Genomic DNA, 24,833 nt, shown 5'->3' on the forward strand with positions numbered 1-24,833 from the left:
ATTATAGAACGCGAGAAGGATAATGGGGATGTGTAATATTAGCGATGATTTGCATAATCCTAAGGTGTTTTCGTCTGCTGCGATATCCCGCCTTACAATAAAACGCCGCCGGTTATCCGAAATTCCAAATAACCGGCGGCGAAACGTATTCCCGTTAGGACAGGGATATTCTTAATTTATACGGATTCTCGCTCAGTCCGTCCGAACGAGACTCCCATTGTTCGATGTCTTCATGTACACTCACGATTCGGCCATGGTATGCGTCCAGTTTCCCCTCCGCAAGCGCAAAAGCCAGTTTCGGCGCCCGTTCCGGCGGGACGTCCTTCTTTTGATCGAAAAGATCTTTAATAACGGGCAAATAGTGCTGACCGGCCTCGGTATTTAACTGATATTCGGTCATGTCGGTCCTGTTTAACCCCGGATCCATCGCAAAGCACTGAACCCGGGATCCTTCCAGCTCAGCAGCGGCATTCTCGGTCAAACGGGCGACTCCGGTTTTCGAAACCCCATATGCGCATCCGTATTTGAATGCGTTCCCCGTACCACCGCCGACAACGTTGATGATGCGGCCAAAACCTTGACGGAGCATCACGGGGATCACGGCGTGCAAACATTGGAACGTACCGATCAGATTTGTGGAGAGATCGCCGATCCAAGCGTCGCGGTCCACTTCCCATGTCGGACCGATGGCTTTGAATAGTCCCGCATTATTAATCCACACCGGAATCTTTCCAAGGTCCGAAACAACGGACTGCACGACATCTTGAATATTGGAAGGATCCATAATATCCAGGGCAACAGCCTTGTTGGACGATCCGAATTGCTTTAACTCCTGATCCAGTTCGTTTAACTTGGCTGCGTCGCGTCCCGTCCCCACCACGGTGTAACCGCGACTTGCGAAGTAGAGCGCCATGTTTTTCCCGATCCCGCGGGTCGCTCCGGTGATTACAACTGCTTTTTCATTCGACACGATGGAATCACTCCCTTATCGAGTAAATTTGAGAATGTTTCTTTGTTAACCATTTAGCACCTTCTAATTATAATCAGCCGGCATTCGACTGTAAACGGTTTCGAAAATGGCACGTTTTTTATTCAAGGATCTTTATTTCAACCCTGTTCAATGCTACGATAAATTTTAACAAGCCGCTGTTTGCCCATTAGCTGCCTTCCAGACTCAGGAGGGATGTTGACGTGGATCTTGAAGAGCTTCAGCACCTGGTTCCCGGCATTGTCTTTTTTGTCGACAGGCGTTGTTTTCCGGGCTGGGAAATTACGAAGCAGAAAATCGGTTTTCACGATCTTACTTTTGTCGTGGAGGGAAAATCGAATTATTACATCAATGAAGTCCAATACACAGTGGAAGCCGGCGACGTCATCTACGTTCCGATGAACAGCATTCGAGAGGCGCATACCTTCAAAAATAACCCGATGCATTCTTATGCTTTTAATTTCAATTGGCTGCCGAGCGGAAGCCCGAAGGCACTGCCGCTCCGGACCGTGACGAAGAACGCGATTACGGGTGAAATCCTAGGCTATATCAAGCAGTTTACCCACGTATGGATGAGCAGGCAGCCTGGTTACATCATGCAGGCAAGGGCACTGTTTATGCTGATCGTCCATCGGCTTGTGATGGTTTCCACCATAAATGCCTCCGGGATTAAAGCCGATCCACGGGTGAAAAAAATGATGGATTACGTAATCGAACATTATCACGAGGAGCTGGATATATCGGAGGCGGCCCGAATCGTCAATCTTCACCCGGTTTATTTTGGGAAATTGTTCAAAAAAGATACCGGTCATGCATTTAAGCAATACTTGAACATGATTCGAATTAATCAAGCCGAAATGCTGCTGTCCACCGGCGGCTTTTCCGTCACCGAGGTGGCCGAACGGTGCGGCTATCACGACATTTCGTATTTCAGCAATGTGTTCAAGTCGATTAAAGGGTACTCCCCTTCATTGGTCCCCAAATAAGATGTCAATCATGACCAGTTCATGTTTTGTTCCGCTAACAATTTCTTGATTGCTTGGGAGGCGATCACGAATAGTTCAGGATTGCGAAGACCTTCCGACTTTCCTTTCTCCCATAAATGCGGCTCCAGCGACATAAAACCGGAGAATCGCTTCCGTTTCAGATGTTCGAGGAGCTGACGCAGCTGTCCGTCGCCTTCTCCCGAAGGCACGACCGAACCATTCCCCATGACGGCGTCCTTAACATGGAAATAAGAAATATAATCGCAGATCAAAGGATAAGCCCCCGAAACGGGTTCTACCCTGCACTGCACGAAATTGGCCGGATCGAATGCGGCGCGCAGATAAGGGGATGAAACGGTTCGCAAAATATCCAGGCACCGTTCGCCGGTATCGCCGTAAATATGGCTCTCGTTCTCATGCACCATCACCACGCCCTCGCGTTCCGCCAATTGAGCGAGACGCTTCATTCGCGTCAATACTTCCTCGCGGTATTTCTCGTGCTCCCCGCCCGGAATGTAGAAGGAAAAGATGCGGACAAACGGCGCGCGAAAAAACGCTGCCAGCCGGACGGCATGTTTTGCCTTCTCGAAATGAGGCTCAAAATCGTCGGTAATTTTGATTTTTCCGATTGGCGAACCGATCGAGGAGACGCCGAACCCCCGCTCTTCCAATCTTCCTTTGACTTTCGCCGTTTCTTCTTCCGTAAGCTCCAGTATGTTCTTGCCCCATACTCCTCGCAGCTCGAGATAACGAATGTTCTCCGATTCCAGTACATTCAGCTGCTCTTCCAAATCCGGCGAGATTTCGTCCGCGAATCCGGTTAGTGTAATCATAAAATGGTATCTTCCTTTCAACGATTACTTCTTCCACACTTCATCAATCGACGACTGGAACTGCGCTTTATATTTCTCGATGATCGACGATACCGAAACTCCCTTGCGGAGATCATCGAGCATCGGGTAATAAGGCATGTTCGGATAACCGTCGGTGGCATCGATCACCTTTATATCTTCTCCGGCCATTTTAGCATTGTTGATGTCGTCTTCGTTACTGAAAAACGTTTCTAACGAAGCCTGTTTCGGATAGTCGTAAATCGAATCGATATCGTTGATTTTTTCATAAATGTAGACTAACTGCTCCGGATGCTGGACGGCTTTGGGAACCGTCAAATAGTTCGGAATCGTAACATAAGAATGATATCCGGACGCGCTGGGCCCTTTGGGAAACGGCAGAAATCCGATCTCATAATCCGGCATATCCTTCTTGAACGTTTCCATTTCATAATCCATCCCCGGATACATGAGCGTGTTGCCTTGACGGAAAAATTGACCGGGCTCGGTCCAATCTCCGCCTTCGGTAGGTCTGGCCACATGCTCGGTATCGATGCGGGACACGAAGTTTAACGCTTCGATCGTTTTCGGATCATCGAGATTTTGCTTATTCTCATTCACCAAATTCGATTCGTTCGCCGCCAGAGCCGGGATCAGAAGCGAATCGGTTGCAAGTCCCCACGTATCCAGCTTGCCGTCGTTATTCGAGTCCTTGTTCGCATCTTTGGCAGCCTGAATGAACGTATCCCAGTTCCAGTTATCGTTATTCACATCCTCCTGCAAATTTTTGAGACCCAATTGATTCATCAAGGTGCGGTTGTAAAAAATGCCCGACGAGGCGCCATTGATGCCCGATCTGAACCCGTAGCCTCTGCCATTGTATTCCGAGTACTCATTCGTATACTGTTGAATAAACACGTTTTTGTTTTTTGTATATTCGTCTACCGGCCAGAACAAATCCTGCTTGACCAGCGACGGAATCATCCATGGTCTCGCCAGTCTGATGATGTCGCCGACCGGCTCTCCCGACAACAGCGAAGCCGTTACCTTATCCTTGTACTGTCCGTAATCGAGAACAACGTAATCGATTTTAAAATTGTGCTTTTTCATTAAATCATCCAAATTCTTCTTCCTTTGGATATTGTCCGGGTTATCCTCCTTAATCGACTCATCGTACCAGGATACCCATTTGACCGTCCGGCCGCCCATGTCGAAATCCATGTCAGGGGTGCCGTTATTGTTCGCATCCGACGGCGCGGAAGTGTTAGCCGCTTTTGCCTTATCCCCCTCATTGGCGGCATTACCGCTTGACGCGGCTTCGCCCGAATTTCCGCTCGCTCCTCCTCCTGAAATGCCGCTGCCGCATGCCGCCATGAAAACCAACATCAGACTGCCTAACAACATCAGTATCGTCTTGCGGTTCCTCATGAAACATCCCCCTTTGGAATTGGTTGCACGAATGGATGTAGCGCTTTCAAAATGACGTTCCTGACATGATGTCTGTTCCGCGATATGCTCCTCAAACGCAGCCGATGAGAGGTAACGTTCTATTGAAAATTATATAATCGCCGCATAAACACAAGCCATAGAGGATCTAAACAATAGTTGTAATTTTCCAATATGATTTTGGATCGGCCGACAACCGTAACGCGGCCCGTATATACGATACAACCGAAATTATTTGTACGATCTAAACGTAAAAACGGACCGTTCATTCACGAAACGGTCCGTTTCTTTCCTCTTCACCCTAACCCTATGGCTGAGCTCTTTTGCGGTAAGTCATTTGCCCGAAGCGCTCCTCCTCGCGTAACGGAAAAAGTCGAAATCGACATGACCGCCGGCTTGTTTCGTCGCATAGTTGAACAGCCCGACCCGGTACCCCATGAAATGATGAAGCGTATATTTCATCTGCAGCGGACGGCCGATGGCCCGCCACGATTCGCCGTCCGACGAGTAATAAAAATGGGCCAAGTCCGCGCTGTTCTTGAAATTGAAGTCGATCTTCACATAGACACGATTGCCTTCGTACGGGACGGTTTCGACCTTTTCTTCCCCGCCTTCGCTCCCTTTTACGCTCATGAAGACATGCCGGGAGCCGTTATCGTCCGTCTGAATGCCCACAGCGCCGAAAAGGGAAGCCAGTGCAACCATGCCGGCACGATCGCCAGGCTTCATTCCGAATGTATCCATCATCGTCCAGCCGCTGCATGCCGGACCTTCCGTCCGCTGCGTCAGCGTATTGCGGGCAAACTCGACGCTGCCGGCAATTGCGCCCGTCTGCAGGCGCAGCCAGCCCGGCCGCTCCGTCACGGACCAGAGCCGGTTATCCGGGTTGTGATTCCACTGCCAGTTCAAGGCGAGCTTATTCCCGGCATATTCGAACTCGTCGCCGATCACGAGCGGTTTCGGCTCCGCCGCCGGCAGCGGCGCTTCGAACGAATGCGGAACCTTCCCGTCAACGCCGAAGACCGGCCAATCGTCCTCCCAGGAAACGGGCACCACGCACGGAATACGGCCGACGGCATCGTGGTCCTGGAACAGCACGGCGAACCATTCGCCCCCTGGCGTATCGACGATGCCGCCCTGCGCGACGCCGTTATTGCGGTAACCCATGTCGTCGTCAAGAAGCAGTTTTCGCTCGTAAGGGCCGAGCAGTTCCCGCGAACGATAGACCAGCTCCCGCCGGCGCTTGTTCCCCGTATTCGGCCAATCGATGAAGAACAAGTAGTAATATCCGTTGAGCTTATAGGCATGGCATCCTTCGCACCGGAGCCCGATCCCTTCGCGTTCCGTCTCGAACAGCAGCCGGTTGATTCCGCCTTCTTTGACGGCCGACGCATCGGCCGTCAGCTCCGTTATCCGGATATTGCCGTTGCCATGGAACACGAATACGCGTCCGTCGTCGAACAACAGGCTCGGATCGTGGCGAAGTCCTTCAAAGACCGATCGTTCCCACGATCCGTTCTCGATATCCGTCGTCCGGTAGACGTAAAACCGGTTCATGTCGTTGCATGAGAAAATGACGTAAAACATGCCGTTATGATGGCGCAGGCTTGCTGCCCACGAGCCTTTGCCGTAAATCCCTTTCCCGTCCAGCAGGTTGTGGGCGTCGTTATCCTCGAACGTCTCGAAGACGTAATTTACGATTTCCCAGTGCATCAGGTTCTCCGACTTCATGATCGGGCATCCGGGCATCGAATGCATGCTCGTACTCACCATATAAAATGTCGTCCCGACCCGAATCACGCTTACGTCCGGCACATCCGACCAGATTACCGGGTTTATGATGGTCGTTTTGTTCATCGATTCTTCTCCTTGCCGCATGTAAATTTTGCGTCCAGCCTCAATCCATGTCTCTTTCCATTTTACATGTGGAAAAATAACAAAAAATAGCTCAAAGCTGCAATTTTATTCTTCATTTTGATCTCTTATGATGATACAAGCACCCTGGCGACTAAAGTGCCCTTTCGGCCGTCATGATCGCGTAATTTCCATGACGCTCCAGAAGGACGGCTTCGGATTGTGCTCCGCGTCGAACAGTAACGGCCAGTTCTTGCGGCCTCTGACCGGGAAATTGTCCAGCCACGTATAATCGTCGGCCGCTCCCCAGAAGGTGACGGAATCGATATTCGCGGCATATTCCTTGAACAGCCGAAAAATGCGTTCGTACCGTTCCGCCTGACGCTCCAGCATGCCTTCCTCCGGCGCCGTCAAATCCGTTCGCCGGTCGTCGTGAAGAAATACGGAAACGTCCAGCTCCGTAATCTGCAGCGTCATCCCGAGGCTTGCATATCGCTCGATCGCCTCGCGAATATCGTCGACGGAAGGGCGTTCCAGGTTCCAGTGCGCCTGCAGACCGATCCCGTGAACAGGCACCCCTTGCTCCTTCAGCGATTTGACCAGCGCGTAAATTTTTTCTCTTTTCTCCGGTACGGATTCGTTATAATCGTTATAATAAAGCCGTGCTTCCGGATCGGCCTCATGCGCGTATTCGAACGCTTTGGCGATAAAATCCTCTCCGGCGATGTCCCTCCATTTGGATGGGCGCAGCAGTTCACCGTTCTTGTCGGAAACCGCTTCATTCACGACGTCCCATGCGTAAATGCTCCCCTTGTAACGCGAAACAACCGTGTTTATATGCGATTTCATCCGTGCCAGCAGCGTTTGGCGGCTGGCCGCTCCGCCGTCACCATTCTCAAATACCCAATCGGGCGTTTGATTATGCCATACGAGCGTATGCCCTCTGACTCCCATGCCGCGATCCTTCGCGAACGCCGTTAAGCGGTCCGCATGTTCGAACGTATACTGCGCCTCGGCAGGATGCAAACGTTCGAATTTCATTTCATTCTCGGCCGTCACGCTGTTGAAATGATGCGCAAGCAGCTCGCGCTGCGCAGTCAGCGTCCTCGGATTTACGGCCGCGCCGATTTTGAAATGACCCTTGAATGCCTCATGCAGCTTCGGAACGCCGTCCATTTTGGAATTCACCATGTTAAAACCACCCTTTCTTTCGACACATCCCTATTGAATTAGATGCCAAATCGTACCATATGATAGAAATTATAGCGCTTCCATTCAGCGTCAACAACCCGGTGTTCGTAATCATTTCGTGTCGGCGGCCGTTTCGAACACCCTCATCCGCGGTCCGTCCTGCCGGCTGACCCGCATTATCCGACGATCCCCGTGCGCTCGATGCTCTCGACAAAATAACGCTGCACGAAAATATAAATGATAATCAGCGGCAAAATCGCCATGAGAATACCCGTATCCTGCACCATGCTGAGGTAAAACGGATCCGCGCTGGACGACTGGCCGTCGTTAAGGAGAATCGCCAGATTGTACGGCAGCGAAGCCAGCTGCGTCGACATCACCTTGCTTGAGGTCAGGTACGTCGTCGTATAAAAACTGTCGTTCCACTGCCAGACGAACGAGAAGAGCAGCACGGTTACGATGGACGGTACCGCATTCGGCAGCATAATCCGCGTAAACGTCCTGCCAACGCCCGCGCCGTCGATATAAGCGGCCTCCTCGACCTCTTTCGGGATCCCCCTAAAAAATTGCCTGAAAATAAAAATATAAAGACCGGCTTTGAGCGAACTGGCCGTCATGGAGGTGAGTACGAACGGCCAGTACGTGTTCAGCAAATTCACGGGCTTGCCCGTCAGCAGCGGCACGAGTCCCATCAGAGTGAAGTCCTTCAAATTCAGATAGACGGGAATGAGAATGGTCGTCGGCGGAACCAGAATCGTCAGCACGACGCCAGCGAAAAGCAGATTGCTTCCTTTAAACTTCAGACGCGCAAACCCGTAGCCCGCCAAAGCGCACGAAATTGCGGTCAGAACGGTTGTCATGGCCGAAAGGGTAAAAGTGTTTCCCAGCGTCACCCAATAATCCATGATGGAAATGACCTGCCGAAAATTGTCCAGCGAAACATGCTCGGGAATCCAGATGACAATCGGCGAATACAGATCCGCCTTATCTTTAATCGCGGTCGCGATTTTCTGAAGGATCGGGTACAAGATCACGAACGACAGGCCCGCAATCAGGACGAGCCGAACGAATGACCACAGCCAGCCCTTCCAGGCCTGAATCGAAAGCAATCGGGAAGCAGGCATCCTATTCATCTCCCTCTACTCTTGGTAGAAAACCTTCCTGGAAATCAAAACGGAACTGATCAGCAGAATAACGGCAACCGCCAGAAAATAAAGCCAAGCCATCGCGGAGCTGAGACCAAAATTAAACGTCTTGAAGCCCGTCTCCCGGATCAAATCCGTCATGGCATTCGTCGAGAACGAATCGATGATCGTATAAATGACATTGACGAGAATCAGCGGACTCACCATCGGGAAGGTAATTTTCCAGAAGGCCTCGTATCCGGTCGCGCCTTCCATTTTGGACGCTTCGTAGAGCTGCGGGGATATCGTCTGAATGCCCGCCAGAAAGATCAGAATCTGTACGCCCGATTGACTGACGATTTGATAAATCCGGTTTACGGCGCCGGTCAAATAATCGACAATGACTTCGCTGACGCCGGCTTGAAGCATCATTCTGGCCAGTTCGAAGCTGCCTAACGAATGAATGGCTTTGGCGCCCGAATTTTCATCGTTGATCGCCTGCACCAGGCTCGTGCTCTCCAGATTCATAATAATGCCGGAAGCCAATATAACCGGCAGGAAAAAGATCGCTCGTGCGGCCGTTCTTCCAAAAAATTTCTGATTCAGCAGCACCGCCAGAAATAAGCTGAATATGACGATCAGCGGTACGTTGACCACCATATTGACGATCGATTCCGTCAAAGTACGGTTAAAGCTCGTGTTTACCGTCAAGGCTTCCACGTAGTTTTTGAACCCGATGTAATGCACGATAATGCCGTTACTGTTCGCCGTGATCGAGCTCAGGCTGTATCTGAGCGAGCTCAGCAGGGGAATGAAGAAAAAAACGATAAACCCGATCAGCCATGGCAAAACATAGACAAAGCCCCATAACGCTTTTTTCCCCGTATAGGTTCTGGGGGCTAAGCGAAACCCCGGAATGGATTTCAAGATTCACCACCCCCCGTTACATAACTTTCGGCTTCGATTGGCCTGCCGTCAACCTGAACCTGCGCCCGGTTATAGTTCACGATAATATAAAAGCCGTTATCGTAATCCGTTCTGAAGACGCCATCGCTCAGCTTCTCGTGCGAGACGATCCGTTTGTTCTGAACGTCTTTCAAAACGCCGTTAACTTTCCGGTACATATCCGCGGCTTCGTTCATCCACTGTTTGTAGTTGACGGCGTACAGGTCGTTATACTCGGTATCCTGCACCTCGTAATTCGGCGCATAAGTCCATTCGAAGTAAACGCCCGCTCCGTATTCCAGACATTTGAGCATATACTGGCTGGCATCGGTATAGGTGGATAGATTATACGGCGCGCCCGTATAATCGATAAACCCGTGAACCACCATTTGAAAAAAGGGAACTTCTTCATCCTCAATTTTAAACCTGCTGTCGGTCAGCGGCGCATTCGTGATATCCGTCAGGAAAGGAAGCGCATAGGCGTTCCCGCCGTTTGCCATCATGTCCAAGCCTTGATCGCGAATCCGTTCCAGCGCCTTGACTAATATTCCTTCGGATTCCGTCCGGTCGATTTGGTTGTGTTTCCGGTAATCGCTGTTCAGTTCGTCGGCCATATCCCGAAGCGAGATCCCCCCGGTCCGATAGCGGCCGAAATCCCGCAGCATAGAATCTACGTAACTGCCGACCAGCCGCGGCGCAACGACGTAGGACGGCGGCTTGTTCCTGTCGCGCCGATTCAAGGCAGGATCAAGCGGATAACGCGCTGCGGGAACGCCCCGAAGCGATCTGGCGGCTTCTTTGGACTCCTTGAACCCCGCACCGGTATGGGCGGTCAGAACGGCGACGTCGGGGAAGAGCGAGATGCCTTTGCCCTGCGTAAACGAGACCAGATCCTTAAGACCGCCGCTGCCGCCGACCGTACCGTCGACGGCGACGCGATCCGGAACTTTATGGTCAAGCCCCCCGTTAAACCAGCCGGCATATTGAAGCTTGATATTGCGTATGCCGCGCTGCTGCGCCTCGGTGAGAATGCTCTTCGCCTGTTCGAACGTGGTAAGGGGTTCGAGCGCGCGGTATGGAATGCCTACGATATGCTTCTTCTTGGATATGCTCCCCACCAGCTGCAGGTAGAACGGAATATCCTTTCCCGCTTGATCCGCCTTTTTCAGCTTGGGCAGACCGCCCCGCTCCTGCAGGTATTGCTGATAATACGTGGCCATGCCCTGGTACGACGCGTCTTTCCCGCTGAGGAAAGCGTATCGGACCGTGAAGTCGCTTTTCATCGGATGTTCCTGAAATCTCGGCAGCGAACGCTGCTGCCCGTTGGCGTCCAGGGTGATTTCGTCCTCGTTCACGACATTGAAGCTCGGATAAACGTAGTTATAGCTGTTCAGTCTGCCGCCGACATCCGCATTGATGGTGGCGACCGGCGCGCCTTTTTCGACGATGCCGAGAAAGGCGCCTCCTTCGCGGATCAAACCGAATACCGGCAGCCGGATCGCTTCTTCCCTGGCGGGATCCTCGGTCGTATCCGTCGTCAGGTCCTTCCCGTAGACAAGCTGCCGATAAGCCGGGTACTTCGTTTTGCCGTTATTGAAATGAATCAGCGCGCCCGAGCCGTCCGGAACGAAGATCGCCCCTTTCCCTTCTTGGCCCACCGCTCCGAAAAAGCTCAGTACGGAAACGGCATTGACGGGATATTCCGACGGGTAAAGAATACGGGATACCGGTATGTTGACGACGAGACTGTCGTTATCCAGCGTGTACTCGATCGAAGCCCGGAAAATCCGCGGTTCCGGCTTGGTCTGATTGAGCTTCAGCGCCGCAATATCCTTCTCCAAATCTTTCTCCGTATATCCGACGCTCTCGAAGGCTTTAAGCGCACGCCCCAGCTGAAGTCCCTTCAGCGCGTCGTCGTTTCGGGTATACAATCCTTTTTCCGGATCCTCCGTATAGGCGATCTTTAATGCGCGCTGTCCCGTTTTGTCCATTTTGCCGGTTAATTCCTCGAAACGGGCTTTGCTCAGCATTTTTGGCATGTCGTCGGCCGTTTTCTCGGCCGTTCCGAATTGATAGGTTACCCTGACGCCGCCCGGAATCGCTTCGAATTGGAGCTGCTTATGGGCAACGCTGTCCGTATAAGAATTAATCGAATTGATTTGACCAAAATGATTATAGAAATCGATCTTCAGCTGAGCGGACAATAAATCTTTGTTAACGCCCGAAGCGAGCGAATCGGTGCCGCGTTCGGGCGGATTGCTGTACCAGATTTCGCCGCTCCTCTTAATCAGAACGGCAATTCCGCCCGTCTGCTCGTCGACGAACAACCGGAGCCGGTCGCTCTCGGCGATTCCTTTCATGCCCGCCACGCGGGAATCCGTAAAGGAAGCGCTTAAAGCCCGGCCTTTCGTCAAAGCGGCCGCCGCTGCGGCTTGCCCCTTGTTTTCCGCTTGACCGGCCGATTTGGAGCCGGCGCAGCCCGCGATCATCGCCAAGGCCAGACAAACGGCGGTTAGCGCCGAAGCAGTTCTGGCTCTGCTCATTCCCTTTCGCCTCCTTTCCTAGCTCCTCAAAACCAGTTCCTGATAAATGGTGGATACGAATGCGACGATCTGCTGGAGCAAACTAAAGAACAGCAGGCACAGAAAAGCCATAAAACCCATGGCCACGACGGTTAACAAAATCGTTCCGATCGTCTTGGAGGGCGTGAATTGGTGCACTGTCATATTGCCGACAAATAACAGAAACATGCACCATAAAATCGCAAAGCTGCCCGAAAAATGATAAAAGGACGTCTCCTGCAGCGAAATGACGTTGCTCAGCCAAATCCACGGGAAGTTAACGAGAATGAGCGGGATTAACGCAAAGCAGGTCGAAGTGAAAATGTCGACGAATTTCCCTTCCCCGTCCATCAGTGTCGTGAGCGACCAATTGGCTGCGCACCAGAATAATACCGGCACCACCACGTACAAGATTTCGAGCAGGCTGTTCATGTCGTCCGGATTGGCAAGGTGAACCAGAAAACCGCTGTATTCGTTTTTCATAATGCTGGTCAGAATCAGTAAAAACAAAATCGCAACGGATGTTAACAGGTTGATCTTTCGGCTCCGTTCATATTTGAGATCCCAGAAGCCGTTAAAAGGATGCACGATGAGATACAAGGGATATTTAACCAGCTCTCTGCTGAGTGGAGACAAGCTTCTTTCCCCCTTTTATTTTACGAATCTTCTTCAACAGAAACGCGCAGATCGCCAAAATGAGAATGGTGGTCATCAACGCCGGAAAATATTTGCGCAGCACTTGTTTGCGGTAGAGAAGAAACGCCTTCGAGTAATACGGCTGATCCTTGCTCTGTTTAAAATACTTCATGGCCTCCGCATATTCGCCTTTGCGAAGCAGCGCTTTCCCGATGCCGTCATAGGCGAATTCCAGATTCGCGTTCATGTTGATCGTTTTTTGAAACAGTTGAAAGGACCTCTCTTCGTCACCGTTGTAGTAACTCCTGACCGCATCATTCAGCGTTCGGCCGTAATCCGTCGTCTGAAAGACCGTTATTTCTCCAAGCGCTTGATCCAGGACAAGAAAATCGTCGCCTATCCGCTCGATGGCCGCGGGCGATTTGAATTCGCCCATTTGATTGCCCAGGCCGCCGAACACGTACATCAGATATCCGTCGCCGTTGTATGTAAAAATCCGTCCCCGCTTGGAATCCAGAATGGAGAAGATCTCGCTGTCCGCGACATCGATATCGATTATCCGGGATGGACCGTCTGCCGGCGTGTAGCGAATGTCGCCTTCCGGGGGAAAATAGCCTTCTTTTCTCAATATATCGTTGCCCTGCGCGTTCAGCTTTTTCACGTTGTCGCTCTCTTGACCGTTGGTGACATAGATGAAATCTTCGTCGTTAATATCCAAATTGGTAAACTCCGTCGGCGTAAACATGACCATCTGGCTCCGCTGCGCCTTTGTCGATACCATCTTCCAGAAATAATCGACCGGGCTGAACGAAACGCGATTCGCCCCCATAAAAGAGGTGAACGTACCGTCTGCGCTAAATTCCATCAAACCGTCGAAGACGCCCGCCGCCATGGCATAAATCCGCCGCGCCTTGTCGACGGCAATGCGCACGGGCTGAAATTTAAATCCCGCTTGCAGCAGCTCGGACTTCGGATTTTCGATGATTCCCGCCAATTTATCGTCCGGATTCAGGTGAACGACTCTCAGGTTTCCCGTATCGGCTACGTATACGTGTTTGTCATTCGTAACGAACAGGCCCTGCGGATTTTTAAATGTATCCTTCTTCCCTTCGCGAACGAACGAATCGATGATGTGCACAAGCTTGAATTGTGAATTCAGGACCACGACCCGATTATTTCCGGAATCCAGGACATAAATTTGGTTTGCGGTGACTTGTATGTCGCTTGGATCTTTGAACGCGCCGATCTTTAAGTTTTCGCCGTTTATGAGCGCCGTCGCCTGATAGGCGGCAGGTGAAGCAGCGGTATCGCCCCAGAACGAATAATTGTAGGCTGCGGGACCCGCTTCAGCCCCGGCAAGCGTCCCTCCCGAGGCGATGCCCAGCACACCGCAGAGCGCAATGAGGAGGTACGCGCTCCTTTTCTTAAAGCTTTTCAACATCGTTCACGCACCCCTTCTACTCTTTCATCCCGGAAGTCGCCATCGTCTGGATGACGCTGCTCTGAGAGATAATAAAGAGCGTGATCGGAACCACCATCAGAATCAGCGCGACCGCCGCTCCGACGCCCGCGCGGGCGATCCCCCCCAGCACGATCTGGCCCAATGCATAGTGAAGCGTCTTTAGATTTTCGCTGTAGATGAAGTTGCCGCCGTCGGTCCCCCACAGCGCCGGGAACTGAAGAATCATAAGCGTCAGCCATGCGGGCTTTACATTCGGCATGACTATGCCCCAGTAAATGCGGTACTCGTTTGCACCGTCAATCTTGGCCGCTTCCAGCAGGGCGTCCGGTATTTGTTCGATGAACTGCTTCATAAGAAACAGGCCCAGCGGGAACGCGAGCGACGGCACGATAATCGAAGCCGGCGTGTTGATCCATCCGAGCCAGGACATCACCATATAGTTGGGAATGGCCGTGACCTGACCCGAGAACATGAGCGACAGGACGACGATGGAAAAAAGGATTTTGGAACCCGGAAAGCGATATTTCGCAAGTGGATAAGCCGCCGCCGATGCGAACAAAATATGCCCGGCCGTCCCGAGAACCGTAATCATCACCGTGTTGGCGATATAGCGCGACAGCGGCACCCAGGAATTTCCCATCAGCGCGACCAGATCAAAAAAATTATCGAACGTCGGATTGCTCACGAAAAATCGCGGCGGAAAAATGAACAATTCGTCCAGCGGCTTAAACGCGTTATTCACCGCATAGATCAGCGGCAGCGCCATAAAGGCGCCGAATACGGCAAGCAGCGCAAACAGCAGAAAGCTCACGGTAAACGAGCGATTGAGCTTCCTGGACGGCCGCAGGACCGCGATCGTTTTCATGCTCAACGTCATTCGCCTACCTTTCGGAGCAATTTTTGCGTCAGCATATTGGCGCCGATCATAATGAAAAACAGCACGGTCGCGATGGCCGACGCATACCCCATTTCGAAACGAATGGTGCCGTAATCCATCAGATGCGTCACGATCGTATGCCCCGCGTAGTTTACGCTGGGGAAACCGGCAAGCGCGATCGAGACGTCGGCTACGGCGAACGAGGCGGTAATTTGCATCACGGCGCCGAACAACAGCTGCGGCCGCATGGAAGGCAGCGTAATAAACCACAGCTCCTGCCAGCGGTTCCGGATTCCGTCCACCGCGCCGGCTTCGATGAGCGATTTGTCGATCGTTTGAAGACCGGCGATAAAGGCCAGAAAGCTGGTTCCCAGGCTGAGCCACAGCTGTACGATAATAATGATAGGCAGGATATATTCAGCGTTCGTCAGCCATTGGATCGGCTCCAGGATAAACCCGGTTTTGAGCAGAAAGCCGTTCAAATAACCGTAGCTGTCCCCGGAAAAAATGATCAGCCATATAAAATAAACGTTCCCGGAAATGGACGGGGCATAAAAGACGAGCGTCATGAACGCGCGGACCTTCGGCGACAGTTCATTGATAATCCAGGCAAAAATAAAGCAGGCGAGGTAACTGATCGGACCGGTGATGACGGCGAACAAAAACGTATTCTTGACCGCGATCATGAACACATCGTCATTGAGAAACAGCCTGGAATAGTTCTGCCAGCCGATAAACCGCGGAAATTCCAGCATGTTAAAATAGAAGAAGCTGAGCAGCAGCGAAAAGACGACGGGAATGACGGTAAACAGGAAGAAAAGGATCATATACGGACTCATCAAGATGTAATAATGTTTGTTTCGTTTTAACGTTTTCCACGCCAGCGCCAAACGAGATTCTTTGTTCGCCAGCATGAGGTTAGACACGGCCCCGCTGGTCGTTTCGGCTTGCATCGTTTTCCACCCCCAAACTAATTCGGCAAGTTGAATTCTTTCCGCTTGATCGCGATTTCGTCGTTCATGTACAGGATATAATCCGACAGCGCTTCGCGGGGGTTTTCATTCCCGTTGACCACTTCGCGGAAGGCGTTGTCCAGATGTCTGCCGGTGAAATAGCCTCCCGGCACCTGCGGAATGCCTTTGACCCACTGCCACTGCCGCTCCAGATTTCGGTAATCCTTGACCGGCCAAGGCAGCTGCTCGAGCGCTTCGGTATTCGCCGTCGGATAACGCGCGGCCTCGCCCTGGAGACTCTCCATTTCGCGCCCGTACGCGATCTGGGTTTCCTTGTCCGTCCACCATTTCATAAACGCCCAAGCCGATTCTTTGTCGTCGGCATTCTGAAGCATCATGACCGCGGTGGTATGACTGGCGACCTCATGATTCACGGTACCGTCCTTTTCCACCGTACCGGGGACGACGGTGAAGTCCCATAAGCCTCTGATTTCGGGCGCCGTGACCGTCAGCATATTATAGGTCGTGTAATCCGCAATGCCGACCGGCATCTCTCCCGTCCGGAACCGGTTCGGGAAGTCCGCCTGAATCGGAAACTGATAGTTCGTATAAAACTGCGTCCATTTCTTGAATTGCTCCATGGACGTTTCGGAATCGAGCGCGCTTTTTTTGTCCTGATCGCGGTAAAATCCGCCCCCGTTCTGGTACAGCAGCATGGCGAACGTCGCATTCGGCACAAGCGTCGCGTTGTTCACCGGATTCTCGAGCGGCAAATAGAACTGCATGTTGTGCTTTTGCAGAACGGAAATCATATTATAGACGTCCTGCCAGGTCGCGGGGGGCTTTAAACCGAGTTCGTCCAGAATGTCCTTGCGGTAGAACAGCATCGGAAACGTCTGCTGTTCCGGAAGGGCGTATAATCCCCCGTTATATTGGTAGGGCACAAGCGCGCTGTCCCGGAACCGCGAAATGACCTCCTTATAATCCGGAAAACCCGACAAGTCCGCCGCGGCTTTCCTCATCGCGTAATTGACGGGAACGTCTTCGCCAATCTGCATCGCAACGTCCGGCCCCTCGCCCGCAAGCGTTGCCGGCAGCAAAATATTGGCCGGCACAAGCTTGAGATTGACCGATATGTTCGTTTCGGGCGTAAAGGTGTCGTCGATCAGACTTTTCAGCACCTGAGCTTGATCGCGTCCCGTCGTAATCCATACGTCCACCGAGCGTTTGCTGTCCGAGGTATTGCCGATGCTGTCGTAATCTTCGGTATAAGAAGCGATTAACGAGCCGAACTCGTGTCCCGCTTTATCCAGAAATGTCGCCTTCGCTTTCGGAAGCTTCTGCCCGGGCGAATAGACGACAAGATAATCGAGCGTAAGCGGCTGCTCCCGCACGGAGAGCATCCAGGTCCCGAGACCGCCGACGTTGACCTTGAACGAGTCGAGGCGCCTTGCGACGGTTTCCGGATTATCGGCCATTTCATTCAGCTGCTGGGCCATCGTATACAATACGGCGACTTTATCGCTCCGTTCGCCTGTCGATTGTTCCAGATAATCGGCCACGCTCTGGATCGTTTTGGCCTGCTCCCGGAACACCTTCGTCATCTCCGGTATTCGCTTCTCCAATTGATAATCGCGATAAGGATCGGGTGTATTCGAGGTAATGATCAAAATCTTCCTGTACATCTCGTTCAGCTGCAGGACGCTCGATTCGATCGTCCGGATCAGCGGGGCGATGTCGCCCAGCGTAACCTCCATTCGAATGCGATGCTTGCCCTTGGTTAAATGGAACAAATAAGGCTCATTTCCGCCCAGCACGTCCATCTGCCAGTCCATATCGAAATCGAAACGGAGCCGCTTCATTTCCTGAAACGGGTACTGGCCGTCGATCGTAAGGCTTCGGGTGGCATAGACGCCGCGAAGCTGGTCCTGCTTTCGCTTTAAAGCGATTTGATACAGGCCGTCCTCCTTCACGTCGACTTCCCATTCGATCCACTGTCCGGGAAGCTTCCAGTTCAGCCCGCCGATCGTATTAACCCTGAGTTTCGAGACGTTATAAGGGACGACCGACGGACTTGACCTGTCGGATAGCGGATACAGGGTCGGAGACGACTTCAGCACCGCATCCTCCGCCTGGACCGTGATCATTTGATCTTTGGTCGCCGCAAGCCCTTGTGCCTGATAGTCGCTCTTCATTTCCGCATAAGATTTGACGGCCTTGTCCTGATAAAGCTCGATATAATCGATCGCCATCGGTTCGCGCGATGCCGTCAGCGTAATGCGCTGCATCCCTTGACCGAAATAAAACAAATACGGATCCTCATGATAACCTTCGCTGTCCTTGAAGGATTCAAGCTGCCACTGCGGCTTCTCGACCTGTCTCGGGCGGAGATCGTTTCCCCGGTTATCGCGTTTGACCGCGTTGTCCCGGTTGCCCCAAAGCCGGTCGAGCGTTAACAGTTCCGCCCCCTTGAACGGCGCTTTTCCGTTCAGCGCGAACTGCCGTTCAATCGCGGAGCTTTTCCCTTCCATCGGATAATAATGAATGCGAATATTGTAGAGCCCCGGGCGGTCTATCTGAACGTTCCAGCTGATGGCCCCCGTCTCCGGGGTCAGGACGGCTTTGCCGTTCAGGCCTTGATACCGGTCCGCGACTTCAAAACCGCTGCCTGCGGTTTCGGCAAAGTGCTCGCCTTCGATCCGGATGACCGTGTCGGGCCGCTTTGCGTCCGCATAACGATTCAAATAGCCGTCATAACCGTCCCCCGTATCGGGGGAAGTAACGGCGGTAAAGTCCCCCATTGCCTTCACGCGTCCTGTGCCGGGCGAATGGGAAGGGTAAAACGTCCAGACGGATAAACAAATGACGGCAAGCACCAGGATGGCAATGGCAGCCTTCTTCTTTCCGGGGTTCAACGCTTCTCCCCTCCTGACCAGAAATAAAAATCCGCAGTCCCCAATTTAGAACGTTTCTAAACGGGGACTGCCGTTTGAGTTTCGATGGCTATTTTTTATAAACCTCGTCAATCGCCGCCTGGACCGGCGCTTTATACTTCGCCACGACGGTGGAAACCGAGTTGCCTTTCGTAATGTCGCCAAGGATATCGTTGTACGGCAATTTCGGGAACGTATTGTGATCGAGAACCAGCATGCCGTCACCCGCCGTACGGGCGTTCTGAATATCGTCTTCATTCTCGAAGTTGCTCTCCAGGGACGCCTGATCCGGATAATCGTAAATCGAATCGATGTCGTTGATTTTCTCCCAGATGTACATGAGCTGTTCGGGATGCTCGACCTTCTTCGGAATCGTCAGCGCCTGGAAAAGCGGCTCTACGGAATGATAGGCGGAGGCGCTGGGCCCTTTGGGAAACGGAACAAATCCGATGTCGTAATCCTTCATGTCGGTCTTGAGTCCGCCGATTTCGTATATCGCGCCGGCATACATCAGCGTATTGCCCTGTCGGAAAAATTGGCCCGGTTCCGTCCAATCTCCGCCTTCCGTCGGTCTTGCGACCTTCTCGGTTGCCAGGCGGGAAAGGAAATTAAGCACCTCGACGGTCTTCGGATCGTCCAGGCTTTCCTTATTGCCGTTGGTTAAGGCCGCTTCGTCGGAAACCAATGCCGCGTCCATAAACCCTGCCGACGCGAGTCCCCACGTATCCAGCTTGCCGTCGTTGTTCGTATCCTTGTTGGCCTCCTTGGCGACCTGAACGAAGGTATCCCAGTTCCAATTATCCGCTTTGACATAATCCTCAAGCGGCTTGATGCCGAGCTGGTTCATCAGCGTCCGGTTATAGAAAATGCCGGTAATCAGGTTGCCTTGCCCCTCGGAGAAGCCGTAGCCTCTGCCGTTATACTGCATAAATTCATTGGTGACCTTCTGGTTGAAAACTTTGCTGTTCTTCGTGTACTCGTCTATCGGCCACAGCAGATCCTGTTTCACCAGCGCGGGAATCGTGTAGGACTTGCCCAGCCGGACGATATCTCCGATCGGTTCTCCCGCAAGCAGCGAGGCCGTGACCTTCTGCTGATATTCGCCGTAATCGATGGCGATGAATTGCATTTTAAAATTATGCTTTTTCTCAAGCGCTTCCAGGTTTTTCTTGCGGGCGATATTATCCGGATTGTCCTCCGGAATCGTCATATCCCACCACGATACGACCTTGATGGTCCTCCCGCCCATATCGAAATCCATGTCGGGCGTCGCTTGACTGCCGCTGTCGTCCGCTCCGGCATTGTCTCCGCCCGCCGCGTTCGCATCGTCCGATGCGCCAGTTCCGTTATTGGCGCCGGCATTTCCGCCATTGCCGGCACCGTTGCCGCCGGCATTTGCGCCGTTGTCTGCGCTGCCGGCATTATTGCCGGAGCCGCCGGAGTTACCGCCGGTACCGCCGCTGCATGCGGCCAAAGCAAGCGTCAGCATCAAACCGATGATTGTCATTACGATCCTGTTGCTTCGCATTTTTTACCCCCTAAAGTGGATTTCATCGAAAGTGTAGCGCTTTCATTTTCCATCGGCAACCTGTCGTCATGCAGGTGTTTTACCTGATTCTTTATAGAGTCCGTGCTCCGAAACGGGCATTCTCCGCCAACAGGTAAACAATTGCACCCCATGTAAAAAGATGCACATTGTCCGGCGTTTGCGGCGCGGGACATAATAAACGTAGAGATCGCCGACCAGACAGGCTCAATTCGTTCGGAATTAAAAATTATAGAAAGCGGGGTTCTGATCTTGTATAAGGTGTTGATTGTCGATCCGGATATGCACTCGAGGGAACAAAATATGCGGATGCTTGATTGGAATCAATTGGGCTTTATTCTTCATGCCTGTGCCGATCATGCTCACGCCGTATCTTTCATCGAGAAGCAGCGCTTTTCTCTTGTCGTCATCAATTTTAAGCGCTTTCATGACGAAGGATTGCAGCTCTGCGCCCATATTCGCCAAACAAGCCGGACGGCCGTTCTTCTCCTTGGCGGGGACCACGATTTCAATCTTGCGCGAAAAGCTTTAACCTATCATGTAAGCGATTACTTGGCCGATCCCGTTCATGCGTCCGATTTATCGGCAAGCCTGAAGACCATCAAACGGCAGCTTGACGCCGAAACCGCCGCCTTGTCGCCTATTCATGCCGTCATCCAACAAAATCGCCACAGGCCGTCTTCGATTATCGAAACGGTCAAGAAATACGTTCAAGAGGAGCTTCACCGGAACATCACGCTCAAAAAAATATCGGACGCCCTTCATTTCAACTGCGCCTACTTGGGCCAAAAATTCAAAAACGAAGAAAAAATGTCCTTTAACGCGTATTTGCTGCAGCAGCGGATGGAAAAAGCGAAGCGTTTGCTCGAGCAAACGGATATGCGGATCTACGAAATCGCAAAAGAGGTCGGCTATACGGAAACCGACTGGTTCTATAAAAAATTCAAGGCTTACACGGGAACCAGCGCAAACGAGTATCGAAAACGGATTTCGATTACGGCATAACGGAACGGGATGGGAGGCGAGTCAAGCGCCCTGGCATTCAACCAAGGGCGCTTTCCGTTTCACCGCGGAAGCCTTGGCTATACCGGGCTCACATCATGCGCGGGTAGTCGATCGGGATCGTGTCCCGGTATTCCTGCGGCGTCATTCCCGTTGCCTTCTTGAAAAAGCGCGTAAAGGAATGCGCCGCTTCGTAACCGACGGATACCGCAACCTCTCTCACCTTGATATCCCCGTCCTTCAAGAGCTCCATCGCTTTTCTGATCCGGCATTGATCGATATATTCGGACAGGTTGATGCCTCTCTCCTGCTTGAAAAAACGGGATAAATAAGTTGGATTGAAATAATTGATTTCCGCCAATCGCACCAAAGACAAGTCCCCGCTTAAATGTTCGTTGATATAATGGCAGATTTGATCAATCACATACGTCGCTCTTTCTTTCTCGTCCAGTCTCTTGATTTGAAAAATCCGGTTTGCAATTTGGGATAAATATTGAAATCCTTCTTTCATGGAGGGATGATCGTCCAGCCGCATCAGCTTCCTGTATTCGCCGATTTGACCGTTCAGTCCCCACCGGTTGATATACGAGAACAGGACGAGCGCAACGGCGTAATAAGCCTCGCTCGTTCGTTCGATATTGGCGCACGGATGCAGCGAGCACGCCGCTATTTCCTCAAAGCACGCATAGAACTTCTCTTTCCTGTCCGCTTCCAGGTGCGCCGCCAAAATTTCCGCTTTTTGGCCGATCCGATTTTCTTCCTTCGCATCGGGCGCATGCGTCTGTTGAAATCGGTCGGTTACGATGATCGAGATATCGTCGTCGACATTCATTTGCTGCAGCCGGCGAAGCCTTTCGTATTGCAGCGTAATCGCCTCCCATTTACAGGAGGTGCCGCTCACGGTAAAAGACGCCGTCACCCCGAGGGATTCAAGACAGGTTTCCTGAATCAATTCCAGCGTCCCTTCAAGAAAGCGGATCAAATGGTGGTCGAACTTCTCCGCCGCATCCGGATTGGGCTGCAGAAACCATACGATGTCCTCGTACTTATCCACGATGCTGATATGGCGCGTTTTTCCGGATAGATAGGAATTCCAGATCATCCGGGATGCCGTCATCGTTTTGCTTTTTTCGATATAGGAAACTTGGTCGGGGTACGAAATACGGCCCAGAATCATGACGATGGGAACGGTCGGATCCAACTCGATATGGAGTGCGCCGCATTCGTTGACAAGCGCTTCTTGATCCCTGCAATAGGTTCGGCTGTCCTGCAGCAGATGCCGGAAATAATCGCCTTGCGCGATCAATTCAAGCGCGTATGTCTGTTCCCGGGACTGTTCGACAAGCCGATTCGTGTGACGGCTGCAATCGATATCGTCCATGACGTCGAGCACCGTTTGCGTCACTTTGTCGTAGCCTTCCGTTTTCAGCACATAACGGACGTCCGCCATTTGAATGGCTTGGTAAGCATAATCGAATTCACTGTGGCCGGTCAGAAAAACGATTTTGCACCGGGGCCAATACGTTCGAATTTCTTCGGTCAGTTCCAATCCGCTCATGCCGGGCATCCGGATATCCGTAAGGACGATATCGATTCGTGTGCGCGACATCCAGCCCAGCGCTTCATGGCCGGAATAAGCTTTGCATACATCGAGTCTGTCCGGCATGAACCGGGCGAACACTTCGTACAAACTATCCGTAATAATCTCTTCGTCGTCAACAATTAACAGCCGATACATGGCCGGATTCCCCCTCCAGCTTGATGCGAACCTCGACTTTCAGTCCGTTCCATTCGGATTTTGACAAAAAGAGACCGCTTCCCGCTCCGTAGATGAGAAGGATGCGCCTGTGAATGTTGATCATGCCTGTCATATCCTGGGATTCCGACGGATTGGCCAGACGTTCGTTTAATGCCGCGATATCGGCATCGCCGAGTCCTTCCCCATTATCTTCTACGACGATGCGCGCTTCGGCGGGATCTTTTTCGAAGGTGACGCGAAGCATCCCCTCCTTCATCATTTTCTCGAGACTGTGCTCATAGGCGTTTTCGATCAAAGGCTGCACGATCAGTCTCGGCACCCGGATCGTTTCCAATTCTTTCGGCAGCTCGTCGAATTGGACGCGTATCCTTCTCGAGAACCGAAGCTTCTGGATTTCGGTATACATCCGCGAATGCTTGATCTCATCCGCCAATCGGACATTGTCCTCGCCGTTGCGGGTAATGAATCGAAAATATTCCCCAAGCATGTGAGTAAAAAGCTCAATTCGCTCCGTATCGCCGGTTTTGGCCAGGGAGTTCAAGATAAAGAAGCTGTTATACAAAAAATGCGGGTTGATTTGGGATTGCAGCTGTTTCAGTTCCGCCTTCTGCATCATCAGCTTTTGCTTGAAATCCTGATCGATCAGTGCCTGCAGCCTTCTTGTCATATGGTTGAACCGGTGATACAAGTATCCGAACTCGTCCTCCTGTTCATGCTCGATCTGAATGTCCAGAGAACCCCCTTCCATTCTTCGGAAGCCTTGAATGAGAAGCAGTAAAGGTTTATGAACGAGGCGGTAAGTCGACAGCGAATAAATGACGATGGCGCATATGGACGTTAACGCAAACAGCCAGGCCCATATCTGGAACCTGCTCAGCGGTTTCTTGACCGCTTCTTCCGGCAAATACGTCGCCACGGCCAGGTTCAGTTGATCGGATCGCACTTCATCGAGGTGGTACTTCCGGCCATTCACCCTGAATACCGACGGATTGGAGCTTTTCTTCATTATGGAACGCAAATAGTCATATTGAAGCATTTGTTCCAAATCCTCGTCGCTGCCGAGCGTAAATCCCGACGTTTCCGCAATCAGAAAGGACCGGCTTCCGGGATACGTGCTGACTTGCTGTAAAGAATCCCTCAGCTTCGACGTATCCAGTTCGATTTCGACGATAAACAGCGGTTCTTCCCCCTTCTTACCGCTCTGCTTCATGGCAATGAGATGAAGCGTGCCGTTCCGCAAAATCAGCCGATTGCCGTTTCGGCCGCCGACCGCGCGAAAATAATCGAAGCTTTCACGGTCGAAACCGATGACGGCGTTACTGGCGGAAATCGTCTTATTGATCGAAGGAATATGTACGTCGATATCTTGAATGAAATTGCTGCTGTTTTTAATCGCGGTCAGCCGATGAACCAAATAATTCAAATTGGACCTTTTCTCGACACTGTCCATCAGCTCCCAGGTGACCGCCAATTTGTTCAGGTCGTTGTCTTCCAAAATATCGTACTGCTGGCTCTCCATCCATTCGATTTCGCGGCTTAAATCCTCCAAATAATTCGATAATTGCGCTAAGGCCGCTCGGGATAAATTTTGCGTCGCGTTGCTGTAGCTCCAGTTATACAAATACATGCCGAGCGTGATGACGGGCAGAACAACGATCAGGTACATAACGACCAGCCTCACGAAGATCGACTTCCGAAACGAACCGGCTGGAAATTTAAACAAGAACATTCCTCCGTTGC

18 protein-coding genes are annotated in these 24,833 nt (G+C 51.9%); 2 read left to right on the forward strand and 16 right to left on the reverse strand.

What is annotated here, in order from left to right; all coding sequences use genetic code 11:
• Positions 1 to 154: 154 nt before the first annotated feature.
• Entirely contained in the window at positions 155 to 970 is an 816-nt protein-coding gene (locus PD282_RS18580) for an SDR family NAD(P)-dependent oxidoreductase (RefSeq protein ID WP_274652130.1), read from the reverse strand.
• A 221-nt stretch (positions 971 to 1,191) separates the two neighbouring features.
• Between PD282_RS18580 and PD282_RS18585 the strand changes: the two genes are divergently transcribed.
• Complete coding sequence (locus PD282_RS18585) at positions 1,192 to 1,974, forward strand: AraC family transcriptional regulator (RefSeq protein WP_274652131.1); 783 nt, start codon at positions 1,192 to 1,194, stop codon at positions 1,972 to 1,974.
• 8 nt (positions 1,975 to 1,982) lie between these two features.
• Here PD282_RS18585 and PD282_RS18590 read toward each other — a convergent pair whose 3' ends face one another.
• The 13 genes from PD282_RS18590 to PD282_RS18650 all read right to left on the reverse strand — a co-directional run bounded on the left by PD282_RS18590 (position 1,983) and on the right by PD282_RS18650 (position 20,314).
• The gene (locus tag PD282_RS18590) at positions 1,983 to 2,807 is read right to left on the reverse strand and encodes a sugar phosphate isomerase/epimerase family protein (protein ID WP_274652132.1); all 825 of its coding nucleotides are present in this window, start codon (positions 2,805 to 2,807) and stop codon (positions 1,983 to 1,985) included.
• 24 nt (positions 2,808 to 2,831) lie between these two features.
• Positions 2,832 to 4,232, reverse strand: a complete 1,401-nt coding sequence (locus tag PD282_RS18595; RefSeq protein ID WP_274652133.1) for an ABC transporter substrate-binding protein — start codon at positions 4,230 to 4,232, stop codon at positions 2,832 to 2,834.
• A 351-nt stretch (positions 4,233 to 4,583) separates the two neighbouring features.
• Positions 4,584 to 6,107, reverse strand: coding sequence for a glycoside hydrolase family 43 protein (locus PD282_RS18600; protein WP_274652134.1), 1,524 nt, complete (start codon positions 6,105 to 6,107; stop codon positions 4,584 to 4,586).
• A 171-nt stretch (positions 6,108 to 6,278) separates the two neighbouring features.
• Positions 6,279 to 7,295, reverse strand: coding sequence for an endo-1,4-beta-xylanase (locus tag PD282_RS18605; RefSeq protein ID WP_274652135.1), 1,017 nt, complete (start codon positions 7,293 to 7,295; stop codon positions 6,279 to 6,281).
• A gap of 176 nt (positions 7,296 to 7,471) precedes the next feature.
• Complete coding sequence (locus PD282_RS18610) at positions 7,472 to 8,419, reverse strand: carbohydrate ABC transporter permease (RefSeq protein ID WP_274652136.1); 948 nt, start codon at positions 8,417 to 8,419, stop codon at positions 7,472 to 7,474.
• Between the two features lie 15 nt (positions 8,420 to 8,434).
• Positions 8,435 to 9,346: a carbohydrate ABC transporter permease gene (locus PD282_RS18615; protein WP_274652137.1), complete on the reverse strand. Its 912-nt coding sequence runs from the start codon at positions 9,344 to 9,346 to the stop codon at positions 8,435 to 8,437.
• On the reverse strand, positions 9,343 to 11,907 hold the full coding sequence (locus tag PD282_RS18620) for a DUF5696 domain-containing protein (RefSeq protein WP_274652138.1): 2,565 nt from the start codon (positions 11,905 to 11,907) through the stop codon (positions 9,343 to 9,345). Before PD282_RS18620 ends, PD282_RS18615 begins: the two co-directional genes overlap by 4 nt.
• A gap of 18 nt (positions 11,908 to 11,925) precedes the next feature.
• Entirely contained in the window at positions 11,926 to 12,561 is a 636-nt protein-coding gene (locus PD282_RS18625) for a YIP1 family protein (protein WP_274652139.1), read from the reverse strand.
• A complete protein-coding gene (locus PD282_RS18630; RefSeq protein ID WP_274652140.1) occupies positions 12,533 to 14,002 on the reverse strand; it encodes an NHL repeat-containing protein in 1,470 nt (489 codons plus the stop codon). The genes PD282_RS18625 and PD282_RS18630 overlap by 29 nt, the downstream gene beginning before the upstream one ends.
• Positions 14,003 to 14,018: 16 nt before the next feature.
• Entirely contained in the window at positions 14,019 to 14,888 is an 870-nt protein-coding gene (locus PD282_RS18635; protein WP_274652141.1) for a carbohydrate ABC transporter permease, read from the reverse strand.
• 8 nt (positions 14,889 to 14,896) lie between these two features.
• Positions 14,897 to 15,853 carry a carbohydrate ABC transporter permease gene (locus tag PD282_RS18640; protein ID WP_274652142.1) on the reverse strand — a complete coding sequence of 319 codons (957 nt, stop codon included), beginning with the start codon at positions 15,851 to 15,853 and terminating at the stop codon, positions 14,897 to 14,899.
• 17 nt (positions 15,854 to 15,870) lie between these two features.
• Positions 15,871 to 18,768, reverse strand: a complete 2,898-nt coding sequence (locus tag PD282_RS18645) for an extracellular solute-binding protein (RefSeq protein WP_274652143.1) — start codon at positions 18,766 to 18,768, stop codon at positions 15,871 to 15,873.
• 88 nt (positions 18,769 to 18,856) lie between these two features.
• Positions 18,857 to 20,314, reverse strand: a complete 1,458-nt coding sequence (locus PD282_RS18650) for an ABC transporter substrate-binding protein (protein WP_274652144.1) — start codon at positions 20,312 to 20,314, stop codon at positions 18,857 to 18,859.
• Between the two features lie 279 nt (positions 20,315 to 20,593).
• On the opposite strand from PD282_RS18650, the gene PD282_RS18655 reads away from it, so the two are divergent.
• A complete protein-coding gene (locus PD282_RS18655) occupies positions 20,594 to 21,337 on the forward strand; it encodes a helix-turn-helix transcriptional regulator (protein ID WP_274655317.1) in 744 nt (247 codons plus the stop codon).
• A gap of 88 nt (positions 21,338 to 21,425) precedes the next feature.
• Here the strand turns inward: PD282_RS18655 and PD282_RS18660 are convergent, their stop codons facing one another.
• Both PD282_RS18660 and PD282_RS18665 read right to left on the reverse strand, forming a co-directional pair.
• Positions 21,426 to 23,072, reverse strand: coding sequence for a response regulator (locus tag PD282_RS18660; RefSeq protein WP_274652145.1), 1,647 nt, complete (start codon positions 23,070 to 23,072; stop codon positions 21,426 to 21,428).
• On the reverse strand, positions 23,050 to 24,822 hold the full coding sequence (locus PD282_RS18665) for a sensor histidine kinase (protein WP_274652146.1): 1,773 nt from the start codon (positions 24,820 to 24,822) through the stop codon (positions 23,050 to 23,052). The genes PD282_RS18660 and PD282_RS18665 overlap by 23 nt, the downstream gene beginning before the upstream one ends.
• Between the last annotated feature and the right edge of the window lie 11 nt (positions 24,823 to 24,833).

Source organism: Paenibacillus humicola, from assembly GCF_028826105.1.
Classification (GTDB): domain Bacteria; phylum Bacillota; class Bacilli; order Paenibacillales; family Paenibacillaceae; genus Paenibacillus_Z; species Paenibacillus_Z humicola.